A 14,971-nucleotide genomic window follows, 5' to 3' on the forward strand; every position below is an offset into this window, starting at 1 on the left:
AAGCGTCCCCAAATGGGCAAAGCATTTGCTCTACAATCTTTTTTCTCCAGTCTGCGAGTGATCAATGGTTCCGCACCTAGTTACGGCGTTAAACGGCCCGCTGCTCGATCTTGAGCGGAAGATCCTCGACGCTACTCCCGCAATCGAACGCTGGTTCCGGCTCGAGTGGCAGGAGCACACGCCGCCTTTCTACTGTTCGGTCGACCTGCGCAACGCGGGTTTCAAGCTCGCGCCCGTCGACACCAATCTGTTTCCCGGCGCTTTCAACAATCTGCCGCAGGAAGTGCTGCCGCTTGCCGTGCAGGCCGCGATGGCGTCGATCGAAAAAATCTGCCCGGACGCGAAGAACCTGCTGGTGATTCCCGAGCGCCATACGCGCAACGCGTTTTATCTGGAGAACGTCGCCCGGCTGGCCGCGATCATGCGTCAGGCAGGCTTGAACGTACGTTTCGGCACGCTCGACGAAAGCATCAACGGACCGGTCACCATTGCTCTGTCCGACGGCCAGAAACTCGTGCTCGAACCGCTCGAGCGTTCGCAACGGCGCCTCGGTCTGAAGAACTTCGATCCGTGCTCGATCCTGCTGAACAACGATCTGTCGGGCGGCATTCCGCCGGTGCTCGAAAATCTGCACGAGCAGTATCTACTGCCGCCGCTGCATGCCGGCTGGGCCGTTCGCCGCAAATCGACGCACTTCTCGTGCTATGACGACGTCGCGAAGAAGTTTTCGAAGATGGTCGAGATCGATCCGTGGATGATCAACCCGTACTTCGCGCATGTGGAAGGGGTCGACTTTCAGGAGCGCACCGGCGAGCAGGCGCTGGCCGATGCAATCGACGGCGTATTGAAGAAAATTGCCAAAAAGTACCGCGAGTACGGTATCTCCGAAAAACCGTACGTCGTGATCAAGTCGGACGCCGGTACGTACGGCATGGGGGTGATGACCGTGCACGACGCGTCGGAAGTGGCTGCGCTCACGAAGCGCGAACGCGCGAAAATGGCGGCCACCAAGGATGGCCTGGAAGTGCACGACGTCATCGTGCAGGAAGGGGTGTACACGTTCGAGCGCATCGGCGAGGAAGTGGCCGAGCCGGTCGTGTATATGATCGACCGCTACGTGGTGGGCGGTTTCTACCGCGTGCACGGCAGCCGCGAGCGCGATCAGAACCTGAACGCGCCGGGCATGCACTTCGTGCCGCTCGGCTTCGAACACACGGCGCTGCCGGATGCGCATGCGAAGCCCGGCGCGGCACCGCCGAACCGCTTCTATATGTATGGCGTGGTGGCGCGACTCGGGTTGCTGGCCGCATCGGTCGAACTCGAAAAGACCGATCCGGAAGCGATCCAGGTTTAAACATAAGCCACCGAGGCCGGGATGCATGAGGCCGCGGGTGGCGCGCGTGCCGCCCGCGCCGTTTTCACCGACGACATTTACGGTCAACTTCACGGTCAACTTCACGATCAACGCCAGGCTCAGCAGGGCGCAACGGGACCTTCATGGACATTCTTTTCATCGCCGATCCGCTCACGCAGTTCAAGATCTACAAAGACTCGACTTACGCGATGATGGCCGAGGCCGCGCGCCGCGGTCACACGCTGTACACGTGCGAGCCGAAGCATCTGGCGTGGACGGGCGGCGACGTCGAAGCAAACGTGCAGCGCTTTGCGATCGGCGGCGACGTGACCGACCTGCATCGCGAACTCTGGTACGCGGCCGAAGCCGCCGTGCCGCGCGCGCTCAAAAGCTTCAGCGCCGTCGTGATGCGCAAAGACCCGCCGTTCGACATGGAATACGTCACGTCGACCTGGCTGCTCGAAATGGCCGAGCGCGCCGGCGCACGTATTTTCAACAAGCCGCAGGCGATTCGCGATCATTCGGAAAAGCTCGCAATCGGCGAATTCGCGGAGTTCGTCGCGCCCACGCTGGTGACACGCGATCCGGCGCGCCTCAGGACATTTCACGAGCAGCATGGCGACGTGATTCTCAAGCCGCTCGACGGCATGGGCGGCATGGGTGTGTTCCGCGTGAAGCCGGACGGCATGAACCTTGGGTCCATCATCGAAATGCTGAGCCACGACGGCGCGCGTTCGGTAATGGCGCAAAAGTTTATCCCCGAGATCAAGGACGGCGACAAGCGCATTCTGCTGATCGGCGGCGAAGCCGTGCCGTATTCGCTCGCTCGCATTCCGCAAGGCAACGAAGTGCGCGGCAATCTCGCGGCTGGCGGGCTCGGCGTTGCCCGGCCGCTGACCGACCATGATCGCAAGATCGCCGATACGCTCGCGCCGGTGCTTGCGGCACGCGGTCTGCTGCTCGTTGGACTGGATGCGATCGGTGACTGGCTCACCGAAGTCAATGTGACGAGCCCGACGTGCTTTCGCGAGATCATGGATCAGACGGGCTTCGACGTCGCCGCCATGTTCATCGACGCGCTGGAGCGCGCGGCGGGCTGAGCCGCTGTCCTTGAATGTGAGCCGCCGCCCCCAAACTAAGTAGCACGAACAGCACCGCGTCCGCTGCGAGCGAGCATCGGCTTTGGCCCGGAAACGGGCCTGCTACAATGCCCGCTCCCCGCGTCGATTTTCTGGCGATGGCCTCCGCGTGGAGCCATCGGCATGAATAGCGGACCTTGAACGAGCGGGTTCTGCATGCGCCGGCATGGCGTCATGCGTGTGTGGTCCCGCCCATCAAGTGGTGCATTCCCGGCTCTCATGGCCCACGGCCGGCCGAGGGCGCGCGCGTTTCGGACAGCGTTCCGATCCACGTTTGGGGCCGTCTTTTTGCAGTAAGGCTGACATGGCAGGCATTCTGATCATTGCGCACGCTCCGTTCGCCACCGCGTTGCGCGACTGTATTTCGCATATCTACGGCGGCTTGCCGGCTCGCATCGGCGTGATCGATGTATCGCCCGACTGCGATCCCGCACAAATGGTTTCTTTCGCAGAGTCGGAGATCGCGCGTCTGAAGGAAGAGAACGGCGCGCTCGTGCTCACTGATATGTTCGGCGCCACGCCCGCGAATATTGCAGGGCGGCTGGCGTCAGTGCCGGACGTGCGCGTGCTCTGCGGCGTCAATTTGCCGATGTTGGTGCGCGCGGTCTGTTATCGCGCGACGCCCCTCGACACGCTGGTGGACAAAGCGCTAGCCGGCGCGACCAAGGGCGTTCACGCGATCGGGCCCGCCACGCCTGTGCCCGCCGAGGCGTCCGCGGCTTCCGGCGACTGTTTGCCTGCGCTGCCTTGCGGCGCGGACCTCGTCCAGAAGACCGGGCCGGCGGGCCTGTAGTCGCTGTAGTTGCTGTAGTCGATCACATTGCAACTGCATAACCACTGTTTGGCAGTTTCACTTTCACAACAACACTTACCCGCGCTTCGGACCATTACATGCTGCAACAGGAAACGACTATCGTGAACAAGCTGGGGCTGCACGCGCGCGCGTCGGCCAAGTTGACGCAACTCGCGGGCAACTTCCAGTCGGAAATCTGGATGAGCCGCAATGGCCGCCGTATCAATGCGAAAAGCATTATGGGCGTGATGATGCTGGCCGCAGGTATCGGCAGCACGGTGCTGATCGAAACCGAAGGCACCGACGAAAAAGAAGCGATGGACGCATTGTTGAAACTGATCGCCGATAAATTCGGCGAAGGTCAGTAAGCTTGCGAATCCACATAGTGATGAATGAAAACGCCGCGGCTGTCCGCGGCGTTTTTTTTAGCGCGCGACAATACACGGATCTCGCCGCCGTACGCGTCGATACGCTAACGCCGCCGCGAGCAACGCGCGCCGGCAAGCGTGTCGTTGCGTCGACCACCTCATTAACTACGGCGTTTCGTGCTGCATTGCACACAGCATTCACTCACGTGTGCGACGGCGTGGAATTTATAATGACGGCGAGAGTCTGAGAGCATTGCAGCGGTTTGCCGCGGCATCACACAACTAGAGGAGGTGCGCGTGTCGTTCACGCTGCATGGAATTCCCGTGTCACGCGGTATTGCCATCGGGCGAGCCTATCTGATCGCCCCGGCTGCACTTGACGTAGACCACTATCTGATCGAACCCGCGCAGATCGAGAGCGAGGTCGAGCGATTTCGCGCGGCGCAGCAACGCGTGCACGAAGAACTCGACGCGTTGCGCGCCGATCTCGCTGCGGATGCGCCCAGCGAAATGGGCGCTTTCATCAACGTACATTCAATGATTCTGAACGACGCCATGCTCGTTCAGGAAACCATCGACCTGATTCGCACGCGCCGCTACAACGTGGAATGGGCGCTGACGGAACAACTCGAGCGGCTGTCCCGCCATTTCGACGATATCGAAGACGAATATCTGCGCGAACGCAAAGCCGACATCGAGCAAGTGGTAGAACGCGTGTTGAAGGCGCTAGCGGGCGCGTCGGGGGCGCTGGTGAATGGCGTGCATGGCGCGTGCGACGAGATGATCGTGGTTGCGCACGACATCGCGCCGGCCGACATGATGCAGTTCAAAACGCAAACGTTTCAGGGTTTCGTCACGGATCTCGGCGGGCGGACTTCGCATACGGCTATCGTTGCGCGCAGCCTGGGTATTCCGGCCGCGGTGGGCGTGCAGCACGCGAGTGCGTTGATTCGCCAGGACGACCTGATCATCGTCGATGGCGATCATGGCATTGTGATCGTCGATCCCGCACCGATCGTGCTGGAGGAGTACTCATACCGGCAAAGCGAAAAAGCGCTGGAGCAGCGCAAGCTCCAGCGCCTCAAATTTTCGCCGACGCAAACGCTGTGCGGCACGCGCATCGAGTTGTGCGCGAACATCGAGTTGCCGGAAGACGCGCGTGCCGCGCTCGACGCCGGTGCGACCGGCGTTGGCCTCTTTCGCACCGAGTTCCTGTTCATGAATCACAAGGACCGCATGCCCGAAGAGGAGGAGCAGTTCGGGGCTTACCGGCGCGCGGTCGAGTTGATGAACGGCCTGCCGGTCACCATCCGTACGATCGACGTGGGCGCCGACAAGCCGCTCGATTCAATGAGCGGCGGCGACGGCTACGAGACCGCACCGAACCCGGCGCTCGGGCTCAGAGCAATTCGCTGGAGCCTGTCGGAGCCGCAGATGTTCCTCACGCAACTGCGCGCGATTCTTCGGGCGTCGGCGTTCGGCACCGTGAAGATTCTCGTGCCGATGCTCGCGCATGCGCAGGAGATCGACCAGACGCTCGACCTGATCCGCGAAGCCAGGCGTCAGCTCGACGACGCAGGGATTGCGTACGCGCCCAACGTGCAGGTCGGCGCGATGATCGAGATTCCTGCGGCCGCGATTGCGTTGCCGCTCTTTCTCAAGCGGCTCGACTTTCTGTCGATCGGCACGAACGATCTGATCCAGTACACGCTCGCTATCGACCGCGCGGACAACGCGGTCGCGCATCTGTACGATCCGCTTCATCCGGCGGTGCTGCATCTGATCGCCTTCACGCTGCGCGAGGCGAAGCGGGCAGGTGTGCCGGTGTCCGTGTGCGGTGAGATGGCGGGCGACCCCACGTTGACACGTCTGCTGCTCGGCATGGGTCTTACCGAGTTTTCGATGCATCCGAGTCAATTGCTGGAGGTGAAGCAGGAGGTGCTGCGCTCGCATCTGAAGACGCTGGAAAAGCCGGTGGCGGATGTGCTCGCTTCGTTCGAACCGGAGGAAGTGCAGGCTGCGCTCAAGCGCGTGGCGCAAGCCTGATCGAGATTGGTTGAGTGAAATGAAAAACGCCGCACATGTGCGGCGTTTTTCGTTGTGACTTTGGATCTGTTCAAGCCCGGTGGCGTTGTCCACATACCGGGCAATCCGGCTGACGCGCAATGCGCATGGTGGTCCATTCCATCCGCAGGGAATCGAGCATGGTCAGCCGGCCGGCGAGCGGCGTGCCGATTCGGCCAATCACCTTCAGGGCTTCAGCCGCCTGCATTGAGCCGATGATGCCGACCGTCGGCGCGAACACGCCCATTGTCGAACACGCGACTTCCTCGAACGGCTGGTCTTCGGGAAACACGCACGCATAGCACGGCGATGCTTCGTCGCGGAAATCGAACGTGCTGATCTGGCCGTCGAAGCGCAATGCCGCGCCCGACACCAGTGGCACGCCGTGCTTCACACAGGCGCGATTGATCGCGTGGCGCGTGGCGAAGTTGTCCGTGCAATCGAGCACGACTGTGGCGCCGGGCACCTGGCGGTCGAGCCACGCATCGTCGACGCGTTCTGCCACCGCGTTCACTGTCACTTCGGGATTGATTTGCGCGAGCGTGTCGCGGCCGGACTCCACTTTCTTGCGCCCGACCGACGCGCTCACGTGCAGGATCTGCCGTTGCAGATTGGTTAGATCGACGGTATCGGCATCGACCAGCGTCAAGCGTCCGACGCCGGCCGCCGCGAGATACATCGCAGCGGGCGAACCCAGTCCACCCGCCCCGACGATGATCGCGTGCGCATCGATAAAGCGCTGCTGCGCCTCGATGCCGATTTCGTCGACGAGAATATGGCGGGAATAGCGAAGGAGTTGATCGTCATTCATGGCGGGCCAGCGTGTCTTCTTCGCTACGTGTCTTCGCGGCGGGTTGCGCCGCGAAGACGCGCGAGTCGTGCTGCTTACTTGCCTTGGGTGGCCGGAGCCGATGCCGGCGCAGGACCCGACGCACCCGGCACCGGTTGCGTCGGCTTTACGGCGACCGGCGCGGACGCCGACGTAGCCGGCTTGTTCTGCGCGAGGCGTCGCTCGGTCAGCGACTTCGATTCTTGCACCGGCTTGCCTTCGAGCTTGTTCAGAGCTTGCGCCAGCATGAAGTCGTCGGCGGAACCGAATTCGACCGGTTTGCGCTCACGATCTTTCTGACGCTGTTCCGGCGTCTTCTTGTCGTTCTGCTCTTCGAGCTGACGCAACTGGTCCATGCGATCCTGCTCGCGCTTCTCGGCTTCCTTCTTCTCGTTCGGGTCTTGCGTGTTCGCAAGGTGATTCGAGTAGTCGACTTCGCGCGTGACGAGTGCGTCGTCCGGATCGCCTTCCGCGTATTGATCGACCGCGATGTCGGGACGGATGCCCTTGTTCTGGATCGAACGTCCGCTCGGTGTGTAGTAGTACGCCGTGGTCAGGCGCAGCGCGGTGTCCGCAGTCATGGGCCGCACGGTCTGCACCGAGCCTTTGCCGAAGGTCGTCTTGCCGACGATCAGCGCACGGTGCTGATCCTGCAACGCGCCTGCGACGATCTCCGACGCCGACGCCGAATACGCGTTGGTCAGCACGACCATCGGCACGGTCTTGAAGATCGGCGGTTCGTCTTTCAGCGGATCGGTGTCGAAGGATTGCAAGCGGTAGTTGTCGTAAGTATCGCGATAGACCTGCTTGGAATCCGGAATCTGGCCGTTGGTGGACACGACTACCGAGTTCGGCGGCAGGAACGCGCCGGCCACGCCAACCGCGCTTTGCAGCAGACCGCCGCCGTTGTTGCGCAGATCGAGCACGAGGCCCTTTAGATTCGGCTGCTGACGCGCGATGTCCTGCAGCTTTGCGGCGAGATCAGGCGTGGTGCGTTCCTGGAAGCTGGTGATACGCACGTATGCGTAGCCCGGCGCGAGAATCTTCATCTTGACCGACTGCACCTTGATGACGGCACGCGTGACGGTGAGCGGGAATGTGCGGTCGTCGGTCTTGCGGAAGATCGTGAGCGTGACCTTGGTGCCCGGCTCGCCGCGCATCTGCTTGACGGCCTGATCGAGCGTCATGCCGCGTACGGGCTTGTCGTTGATGCGCGTGATCAGGTCGCCCGGACGAATGCCGGCGCGGAACGCGGGCGTGTCTTCAATCGGCGAGATCACCTTGATCAGGCCGTCTTCCGACGAAATTTCAATGCCGAGGCCCGCGAAGCGACCTTTGGTCTGCTCCTGAAGTTCTTCGTAGTCGGTCTTGTCGAGGTAGGACGAATGCGGGTCGAGGCTCGACACCATGCCCTTGATCGCGGCAGTGAGGAGCTTTTTATCGTCGACAGGTTCGACGTACTCGTGCTTGATCTGCCCGAACACTTCGGCAAAGAGCCTGAGCTGGTCCAGTGGCAACGGCGTGGCGGCGGCGCTGGCGGGCTGCTGCGCCGAGGCCGAAAGTTGCAAAGTGGCAAATACACCGGTAGCAAGGCCCGCGGCGATCAGGCCGATATTTTTCAGGTTCTTTCGCATAGAGTCTGTTGCGGTCGGAAGCGCGTGGCAGCGTCGATAGAGATGGGGACGGACAAGTATAACTGCACACCCGCCCACTCAGGGCCCGGCGAAGGCAATCGTGATTCGACAGCGCGAAGCGTGCCGGGTTCGGCACAACGCGTGTGCGACGCCGAAGTAATGTGCTGTAACGATGGATGGCGGCCGGAATGGACGCGATCGAGGGAAATGCAATGCGTTGAGCGGTATGTCTTGCCGGTCGGCGCAGTCTGTTGGCCGCCCCTCGCCGCGCCCCACCGCTGCGCTTGCTGCGATGCCGGCTGCCGCATTCGCTGACACAATCTTTAACAAAGAAACGCAGGAATGCGGCAAAGGGCTGTGATGAGCTGCAAGCTCGCAGCAAGGCTCAACACGCTGGCGCCGGCGGAATCAGCCGGCCTTGCCTTGCTTTGCGACGGCTGCCTGCGCCTTCGCGATCGCTTCCTGGTCGCCCAGATAGTAGTGCTTGATCGGCTTCAGGTTCTCGTCCAGTTCATAGACGAGCGGCACGCCGTTCGGAATATTGAGCCCGACGATGTCCTCGTCCGAGATGTTGTCGAGGTACTTCACCAGCGCGCGGATCGAATTGCCGTGCGCGGCGATCACCACCTTGCGGCCCGACTTGATGGCCGGCGCAATCGACTCGTTCCACAGCGGCAGCACGCGCGCCACCGTATCTTTCAGGCACTCGGTGAGCGGCAGCTGTTCGCGCGGCACCTTCGCGTAGCGCGGATCGTCGTACGGCGCGCGCTCGTCCGTCGGTTCGAGCGCCGGCGGCGGCGTGTCGTAGCTGCGGCGCCAGACCAGCACCTGTTCGTCGCCGAATTTCGCTGCGGTTTCCGCCTTGTTCAACCCCGACAGCGCGCCGTAGTGGCGCTCGTTCAGGCGCCACGAATGCACGACCGGAATGTACATCTGGTCCATCTGATCCTGCACGTGCCACAACGTGCGGATCGCGCGCTTGAGGACCGACGTGTACGCGATGTCGAACGTATAGCCGGATTCCTTCAGCAGCACGCCCGCCTGCTGCGCTTCACGGTTGCCCTGCTCGGTGAGGTCGACGTCGACCCAGCCCGTGAAGCGGTTTTCCTTGTTCCACGTCGATTCGCCGTGGCGGATGAGAACGAGTTTGTACATAAGATTGCCGGTCGGTAGTAAGGAAGCGGTAAAGCGCAGCGAGGTGCTCGTGAGGAGCGCCGCCATCGCGTCAGGCGGTTATTTTATAATGGCTCGATTGCCCTTTCCGATTTCTCTCTTTTTCGGCGGATTTTCCGTGAAGTTTTTCACTGATTACACAAACCTTGTCCTGATCGCGATCGTCCTCATCTCCGGTGGGTTGCTGCTGTGGCCGACTATCAGCCGGCGCGGCCGCGGTGGCCTGTCGGCCGCAGCAGCCACGCAACTGATCAACCGGCGCAATGCGGCGGTGATCGATCTGCGTCCGTCGGCCGACTTCGCCAAGGGGCATCTGCCCGCGGCGCGGCACCTCGAATTCGCCGAGTTGCAAGCAAAGGTCGCGCAACTCGTGAAGAATAAGAACAACCCCGTGCTGCTGGTGTGCCAGACCGGCCAGCAGTCGAACAAGGCAGCGCGTATCGTGCAGGATGCGGGATATGCGGAAGTCCACGTTCTGGAAGGCGGCGTCGACGCCTGGCAGAAAGCCGGCATGCCAGTTGTGAAACAAGGAGTAGCCAAGTGAATAAAGTCATCATGTACAGCACGCAGGTGTGCCCGTATTGCCAGATGGCCGAACGTCTTTTAAAGTCGCGCGGCGTCGAGAATATCGAAAAAGTACTGATCGACAAGGATCCGGCCCGTCGCGAGGAAATGATGACCCGGACCGGTCGCCGCACGGTGCCGCAGGTGTTCATCGGCGAGAAGCATGTCGGCGGGTACGACGACCTCTCCGCGCTCGATCGCGCGGGCGGTCTGACGCCTCTGCTCGAAGCCGCCTGAGTTCTCGCGCCTTCGGCGCGCAAACCGGCGGGAGAAACGCAAGCCGGCGCATCATCGTCCCGCGAAGGGCGGGCGGCGCGCCGCAACTATCTGGCGGTCCGTGAGCTCATGGGCCGCCGCTACGCATATCTATCAGGGAATCACTTCATCATGTCCGACGACAATAACCAGCCGTTCTTCAACATCCAGCGCATCTATCTGAAGGACATGTCGCTCGAGCAGCCGAACTCGCCGGCGATCTTCCTCGAGCAGGAAATGCCGTCGGTCGAAGTAGAAGTCGACGTCAAAGCCGAGCGTCTCGCGGACACCGTGTTCGAAATTCTCGTGACGGGCACCGTGACGGCCAAAGTGTCGGACAAGGTCGCGTTCCTGATCGAAGCGAAGCAGGCCGGCATTTTCGATATCCGCAACATTCCGGCTGAGCAGGTCGATCCGCTCGTCGGCATTGCGTGCCCGACGATTCTGTTTCCGTACCTGCGTTCGAACATTGCCGACGCGATCACGCGCGCTGGTTTCCCGCCGATCCACCTCGCCGAAATCAACTTCCAGGCGCTCTACGAGCAACGCCTCGCGCAGATGGGCGGCCAGGACGGCGCAGCGCAAAACGGCGTCACGCATTAAGTGTCGCAGGCAGTGCCGGCTATGAAGGTTGCTGTCCTCGGAGCCGGCGCGTGGGGCACGGCCCTCGCCGGCCACTTGGCCGTCAGGCACGACACGCTGTTGTGGGCGCGCGAGCCCGCGCTGGTCGCAGATCTCTCCGCTTCGCATGAAAACGCCCGCTATCTGGCGGGCGTTGCTTTGCCATCGGCGCTTCGCTACGAAGCGGATCTGAATGCAGCGCTCGACCACGCGCTGGCCGACGACGCGTTATGCGTCGTAGCCACGCCTGTGGCCGGGCTACGCGGCCTATTCCGGTCGATGCGCGATGCGGGCAAAGTGCCCGCGCATGTCGTGTGGCTTTGCAAAGGCTTTGAGGCGGATTCGCAGTTGTTGCCGCATCAGGTGGTCGCGGCCGAGTTGCCGGAACATGGCAGCAATGGCGTCCTGTCCGGTCCCAGTTTCGCGCGCGAAGTCGGGCAGGGCTTGCCGGTCGCGCTGACCATCGCGAGTGCTTCGGCGGCCTGCCGCGAACGCACGGTGGCCGCGTTCCATCACGGCGCGATGCGCATCTACACCGGCGACGATATCGTCGGCGTGGAAGTGGGCGGTGCGGTGAAGAACGTGCTGGCTATTGCGACCGGCATCGCGGATGGCCTCGGTCTCGGTCTGAATGCGCGTGCGGCGCTGATCACGCGTGGACTCGCTGAAATGTCGCGACTCGGCGTGACGCTCGGTGGACGCGCCGAAACGTTCACCGGTTTGACCGGCTTGGGCGACCTGATTCTTACCGCGACGGGCGACTTGTCGCGCAATCGCACGGTCGGCGTGCAACTCGCCGCGGGCCGTTCGCTTGCCGATATTCTCGGCGGACTCGGCCACGTGGCCGAGGGCGTGCGCTGCGCACAAGCGGTGCTTTCCATCGCGCGTACTCATGCAATCGACGTGCCGATCACGCAAGCGGTATGTGCCGTGCTGTTCGATGGCGTAGCGCCCCGCGACGCCGTCAGCGCCCTGTTGCGGCGCGATTCGAAGGCCGAATAAAGCCGACCGAAGTTCTCTCGCGTTCTCTATCAGCCGTTGCGGCGCGTAACAACGCTGAACGGCTGCCTGCTCTCGCTGTCCACTGTCTATCGACCTTTCGGATCAGCGAGGTTCACATGCTCAGTATCGATCGTTGCACGCTCGAAGCGCGCGTGGCCGACATCACGACGCTCGATGTGGATGCCATCGTCAACGCAGCCAATACTTCGTTGCTGGGCGGAGGCGGCGTGGACGGCGCGATACATCGGGCGGCCGGCAAGGAATTGCTGCACGAATGCGAAACGCTGGGCGGCTGCGCGACCGGCGACGCGAAGCTCACGCGCGGCTACCGTCTGCCGGCGCGATATGTGATCCACGCGGTGGGCCCGGTCTGGCGCGGCGGTACGCACGGCGAGGCCGATTTGCTGGCTTCGTGCTATCAGCGCTCGCTCGAGGTGGCGCGCGAGGCGAACTGCGCGAGCATTGCGTTCCCCGCAATTAGTTGCGGCATCTACCGCTTTCCCGCCGATCAGGCAGTGCGGATCGCGATCGAAACGGTTATCGAAAATCTGCCGCGCATGTCGCAACTGGAACAGGTAATCTTCGCGTGCTTCGACCACGCGATGTTAGAGCGCTATCAGGCGGAGCTGAAGCGCCGTCAGGCGCCGCCTTCGAAGCCCGTTTGACGCCACGCTTCGAACACCACGATCGCGACCGTGTTCGACAGGTTCAGGCTGCGGTTGCCCGGACGCATCGGCAGCCGCACGCGCTGTTCGTTGGCGAATTGCTCAAGCACCGAGTCGGGCAGACCGCGCGTTTCCGCGCCGAACACGAACCAGTCACCCGATTCGAACGCGTGCTCGTGAAAGCGGCCCGAGCCGCGCGTAGTGAACGCGAACATGCGAGCCGGATCCGGCGATTCTTTCGCGATGAACGTGGCCCAGTCGGCATGCACATTCATTTGTGCGTATTCGTGATAGTCGAGACCGGCGCGGCGCAGCTTCGCGTCGTCGAGCGGAAAGCCGAGCGGCTGGATCAGATGCAGCCGTGCGCCCGTGTTGGCGCACAGGCGGATTACGTTGCCGGTGTTCGGCGGAATTTCCGGTTCGACGAGAACGACATTGAACATAAAGTGACCAGATAGAAGCTAGTTTTTCGGTGTGCGCAGCGCGATGAAGTTCGTAACGCGCCGCGCGCCGGCTGCCTTCAGCGTATGCGCGAGCGCTTCGAGCGTTGCGCCGGTCGTCATCACATCGTCGACGATGCCGACGTGCAGTCCTTCTACTTTCCGGGCAAGCTCGAATGCCCGCCCCACGTTGATCCGACGCGCATCCAGATGGAGCCGCGACTGCGGCGCCGTATCGATCACCCGGCGCAGCAGCGTCGCCTCGCCAGGCACCTTCAACGCGCGAGCCAGCGGTTTGCCGATCTGCCATGCCTGGTTGTAACCGCGCTCGATCAGCCGCCGGTCGGCGAGCGGTACTGGAGCGATTACATCGGGACAGTCGGACGGATCTTGCCAGGCGTCTTGCGCAAGACGCGCGAGCCGCCGCGCGAATTCGGGCGCGAGCATCAACTGCGCGCGAAACTTCAGGCCGACCGCGAGCACGTCGAGCGGCGGCCGGTAGTCGGCAAGCGCGAACGTTGCATCGAACGGCGGCTTTTCGGCGATGCAGTCCGCACAACAATAAGACGCATGGCCTTCTCTTCGCGCGAACGGCAGCGGCACTGCGCATACACGGCAACGCAAGGCGCCGTCATTCCAATAGGATTCGTCGCAAAAGGCGCATATCGTGCCGTGCGACAAATTGCCGCACAACGCGCAGCCGTTCGGCATTATCGCCTGCATTGCGTGCGGCCAAGCCGAATGCACGCCGCGCACGAATCGCGCGAACCGGCGGTCTGAAGACGAAAAATATGCTCGGAAGGACATGCACTGACGGCCGCAAAGGCCTTTCACGGTGAAGCGAAGGAAGCGAACGAGTATACTTCGGGCTCCACGCCAGCACGACATCCATGTCCCCAACTCCCGCTCAATCAGGCCGTCCGGCCTACGATTCCCGGCGCCTCAGGCGGATTTTCGACCGCCGTGCAACGACTTTCGACGACGTCGCCTTCCTGCCGCGCGAAATCGCGCAGCGCATGCGCGAGCGTCTCGATTACATCAAGGTCGCGCCGGCGAGCGTGCTCGACGCGGGTTGTGGTGCAGGCGAAGACATTCCGGCATTGCGTGAGCGCTTTCCTGAAGCGCCGGTGTTCGGCTCCGACCTGTCGCACGGCATGCTCACGCGCGCGCTGCGCCACGATTCGGGCGACACGAGCTGGCGGCGCTTCTTGCCGGCCTCGCTCGGCAAGGCGCTTGGCGCACGCGGCCCGCGCTTCGCGCAGGCCGACTTTTCCGCGCTGCCGTTTGCGGCGGGCGCATTCGAATTCATCTGGTCCAATCTCGCGCTGCACTGGCACTCGCGGCCCGATCTGGTGTTTCCCGAGTGGCAGCGCGCGCTGAAGGTCAACGGGCTGCTGATGTTCAGCACGCTCGGTCCCGATACGCTGAAGGAATTGCGCGGCGCCTATGCCGAGGTCGAAGCGGCGCATGGCGTCCCTTCGCGCAAGCATGTGATCGAGTTCGTCGATATGCATGATCTTGGCGACATGCTGGTCGAAAGCGGTTTTGAAATTCCCGTGATGGATCAGGAAACCATCACAATCACCTATAAGTCGCCCGAGTCGCTGCTTGCGGATGTGCGCCGTTGGGGCGCCTATCCGTTCCAGCGCGAAGAGTCGTCGGGCGCAGCGGCACGCCGGTTGCACAGAGCGTTGCTGGCAGCGCTCGAAGCTCGTCGGCGCGAAGACGGCACAATCGCTCTGACCTTCGAGGTGATCTATGGACACGCATGGAAAGCGGTGCCGCGCACGACTGCGGAAGGGCACGGCATCGTGCGAATAGAAGATATTGGGCGAGGCTCGTCAGGGAATCGCTAAAGCGGTAAAGAGGACATCTGTTATGTCTGAAATTACCGTTTCCAGACATGCCCAAAAGGTGCGGCAAAACGGCGCGGAGGCTTGTCGCGCCTGGCTTGGGAGGCAGTCCGGGCTTGCTTGTGGATGCTTTGGATCGCGCCTATAATGCGTCAGTTTGTCGCCCGGAGTTCCCACATTTGGGGCGGCAGGCCCGAGGCACTGGGCTGCAAGATGA

General features: G+C 62.4%; 16 protein-coding genes. 11 read left to right on the forward strand and 5 right to left on the reverse strand.

The window, feature by feature from the left end; translation table 11 throughout:
- The first annotated feature begins 64 nt into the window (after nucleotides 1–64).
- The 5 genes from gshA to ptsP all read left to right on the forward strand — a co-directional run bounded on the left by gshA (nucleotide 65) and on the right by ptsP (nucleotide 5,700).
- Nucleotides 65–1,354, forward strand: a complete 1,290-nt coding sequence (gene gshA, locus F759_RS0118435; protein ID WP_027801180.1) for a glutamate--cysteine ligase — start codon at nucleotides 65–67, stop codon at nucleotides 1,352–1,354.
- 143 nt (nucleotides 1,355–1,497) lie between these two features.
- On the forward strand, nucleotides 1,498–2,454 hold the full coding sequence (gene gshB, locus F759_RS0118440) for a glutathione synthase (protein WP_027801181.1): 957 nt from the start codon (nucleotides 1,498–1,500) through the stop codon (nucleotides 2,452–2,454).
- A 343-nt stretch (nucleotides 2,455–2,797) separates the two neighbouring features.
- The gene (locus F759_RS0118445) at nucleotides 2,798–3,286 is read left to right on the forward strand and encodes a PTS sugar transporter subunit IIA (protein WP_027801182.1); all 489 of its coding nucleotides are present in this window, start codon (nucleotides 2,798–2,800) and stop codon (nucleotides 3,284–3,286) included.
- Nucleotides 3,287–3,384: 98 nt separating this feature from the next.
- A complete protein-coding gene (locus F759_RS0118450; protein ID WP_027801183.1) occupies nucleotides 3,385–3,654 on the forward strand; it encodes an HPr family phosphocarrier protein in 270 nt (89 codons plus the stop codon).
- A gap of 297 nt (nucleotides 3,655–3,951) precedes the next feature.
- On the forward strand, nucleotides 3,952–5,700 hold the full coding sequence (gene ptsP / locus F759_RS0118455) for a phosphoenolpyruvate--protein phosphotransferase (protein ID WP_027801184.1): 1,749 nt from the start codon (nucleotides 3,952–3,954) through the stop codon (nucleotides 5,698–5,700).
- 70 nt (nucleotides 5,701–5,770) lie between these two features.
- Here ptsP and F759_RS0118460 read toward each other — a convergent pair whose 3' ends face one another.
- The 3 genes from F759_RS0118460 to gpmA all read right to left on the reverse strand — a co-directional run bounded on the left by F759_RS0118460 (nucleotide 5,771) and on the right by gpmA (nucleotide 9,336).
- Complete coding sequence (locus F759_RS0118460) at nucleotides 5,771–6,529, reverse strand: HesA/MoeB/ThiF family protein (protein ID WP_027801185.1); 759 nt, start codon at nucleotides 6,527–6,529, stop codon at nucleotides 5,771–5,773.
- 74 nt (nucleotides 6,530–6,603) lie between these two features.
- Nucleotides 6,604–8,181, reverse strand: a complete 1,578-nt coding sequence (locus F759_RS0118465; protein ID WP_027801186.1) for a S41 family peptidase — start codon at nucleotides 8,179–8,181, stop codon at nucleotides 6,604–6,606.
- A gap of 408 nt (nucleotides 8,182–8,589) precedes the next feature.
- A complete protein-coding gene (gene gpmA / locus F759_RS0118470; protein WP_027801187.1) occupies nucleotides 8,590–9,336 on the reverse strand; it encodes a 2,3-diphosphoglycerate-dependent phosphoglycerate mutase in 747 nt (248 codons plus the stop codon).
- A 136-nt stretch (nucleotides 9,337–9,472) separates the two neighbouring features.
- On the opposite strand from gpmA, the gene F759_RS0118475 reads away from it, so the two are divergent.
- The 5 genes from F759_RS0118475 to F759_RS0118495 all read left to right on the forward strand — a co-directional run bounded on the left by F759_RS0118475 (nucleotide 9,473) and on the right by F759_RS0118495 (nucleotide 12,461).
- Nucleotides 9,473–9,898, forward strand: coding sequence for a rhodanese-like domain-containing protein (locus tag F759_RS0118475; RefSeq protein WP_027801188.1), 426 nt, complete (start codon nucleotides 9,473–9,475; stop codon nucleotides 9,896–9,898).
- Entirely contained in the window at nucleotides 9,895–10,155 is a 261-nt protein-coding gene (gene grxC / locus F759_RS0118480) for a glutaredoxin 3 (RefSeq protein ID WP_006048078.1), read from the forward strand. Before F759_RS0118475 ends, grxC begins: the two co-directional genes overlap by 4 nt.
- Before the next feature lie 150 nt (nucleotides 10,156–10,305).
- Complete coding sequence (secB, locus tag F759_RS0118485) at nucleotides 10,306–10,776, forward strand: protein-export chaperone SecB (protein ID WP_027801189.1); 471 nt, start codon at nucleotides 10,306–10,308, stop codon at nucleotides 10,774–10,776.
- Nucleotides 10,777–10,797: 21 nt separating this feature from the next.
- Nucleotides 10,798–11,796 carry an NAD(P)H-dependent glycerol-3-phosphate dehydrogenase gene (locus F759_RS0118490; protein ID WP_027801190.1) on the forward strand — a complete coding sequence of 333 codons (999 nt, stop codon included), beginning with the start codon at nucleotides 10,798–10,800 and terminating at the stop codon, nucleotides 11,794–11,796.
- Between the two features lie 116 nt (nucleotides 11,797–11,912).
- Nucleotides 11,913–12,461 (forward strand): O-acetyl-ADP-ribose deacetylase, encoded by a 549-nt coding sequence (locus tag F759_RS0118495; protein WP_027801191.1) that lies wholly within the window; start codon nucleotides 11,913–11,915, stop codon nucleotides 12,459–12,461.
- Here F759_RS0118495 and trmL read toward each other — a convergent pair.
- Together trmL and F759_RS0118505 are read right to left on the reverse strand one after the other, a co-directional pair.
- A complete protein-coding gene (gene trmL, locus F759_RS0118500) occupies nucleotides 12,434–12,904 on the reverse strand; it encodes a tRNA (uridine(34)/cytosine(34)/5-carboxymethylaminomethyluridine(34)-2'-O)-methyltransferase TrmL (RefSeq protein ID WP_027801192.1) in 471 nt (156 codons plus the stop codon). The two genes, F759_RS0118495 and trmL, sit on opposite strands and share 28 nt — an antisense overlap.
- Nucleotides 12,905–12,922: 18 nt before the next feature.
- The gene (locus tag F759_RS0118505; protein ID WP_027801193.1) at nucleotides 12,923–13,708 is read right to left on the reverse strand and encodes a ComF family protein; all 786 of its coding nucleotides are present in this window, start codon (nucleotides 13,706–13,708) and stop codon (nucleotides 12,923–12,925) included.
- Nucleotides 13,709–13,791: 83 nt separating this feature from the next.
- Here F759_RS0118505 and F759_RS0118510 point away from each other — a divergent pair, with 83 nt between their 5' ends.
- The gene (locus F759_RS0118510; protein ID WP_027801194.1) at nucleotides 13,792–14,757 is read left to right on the forward strand and encodes a methyltransferase domain-containing protein; all 966 of its coding nucleotides are present in this window, start codon (nucleotides 13,792–13,794) and stop codon (nucleotides 14,755–14,757) included.
- The last annotated feature ends 214 nt before the right edge of the window (nucleotides 14,758–14,971 follow it).

Source organism: Paraburkholderia dilworthii (assembly GCF_000472525.1).
Classification (GTDB): domain Bacteria; phylum Pseudomonadota; class Gammaproteobacteria; order Burkholderiales; family Burkholderiaceae; genus Paraburkholderia; species Paraburkholderia dilworthii.

Excerpts from the sequence above, each read along its gene's own strand:
- F759_RS0118445 (WP_027801182.1), top strand. The coding sequence starts at position 2,798 with ATGGCAGGCATTCTGATCATTGCGCACGCTCCGTTCGCCACCGCGTTG.
- F759_RS0118460 (WP_027801185.1), bottom strand. The coding sequence starts at position 6,529 with ATGAATGACGATCAACTCCTTCGCTATTCCCGCCATATTCTCGTCGAC.
- F759_RS0118510 (WP_027801194.1), top strand. The coding sequence starts at position 13,792 with ATGTCCCCAACTCCCGCTCAATCAGGCCGTCCGGCCTACGATTCCCGG.
- trmL (WP_027801192.1), bottom strand. The coding sequence starts at position 12,904 with ATGTTCAATGTCGTTCTCGTCGAACCGGAAATTCCGCCGAACACCGGC.
- F759_RS0118490 (WP_027801190.1), top strand. The coding sequence starts at position 10,798 with ATGAAGGTTGCTGTCCTCGGAGCCGGCGCGTGGGGCACGGCCCTCGCC.
- F759_RS0118505 (WP_027801193.1), bottom strand. The coding sequence starts at position 13,708 with ATGTCCTTCCGAGCATATTTTTCGTCTTCAGACCGCCGGTTCGCGCGA.
- F759_RS0118450 (WP_027801183.1), top strand. The coding sequence starts at position 3,385 with ATGCTGCAACAGGAAACGACTATCGTGAACAAGCTGGGGCTGCACGCG.
- F759_RS0118465 (WP_027801186.1), bottom strand. The coding sequence starts at position 8,181 with ATGCGAAAGAACCTGAAAAATATCGGCCTGATCGCCGCGGGCCTTGCT.
- gpmA (WP_027801187.1), bottom strand. The coding sequence starts at position 9,336 with ATGTACAAACTCGTTCTCATCCGCCACGGCGAATCGACGTGGAACAAG.
- gshA (WP_027801180.1), top strand. The coding sequence starts at position 65 with ATGGTTCCGCACCTAGTTACGGCGTTAAACGGCCCGCTGCTCGATCTT.
- secB (WP_027801189.1), top strand. The coding sequence starts at position 10,306 with ATGTCCGACGACAATAACCAGCCGTTCTTCAACATCCAGCGCATCTAT.
- F759_RS0118495 (WP_027801191.1), top strand. The coding sequence starts at position 11,913 with ATGCTCAGTATCGATCGTTGCACGCTCGAAGCGCGCGTGGCCGACATC.
- gshB (WP_027801181.1), top strand. The coding sequence starts at position 1,498 with ATGGACATTCTTTTCATCGCCGATCCGCTCACGCAGTTCAAGATCTAC.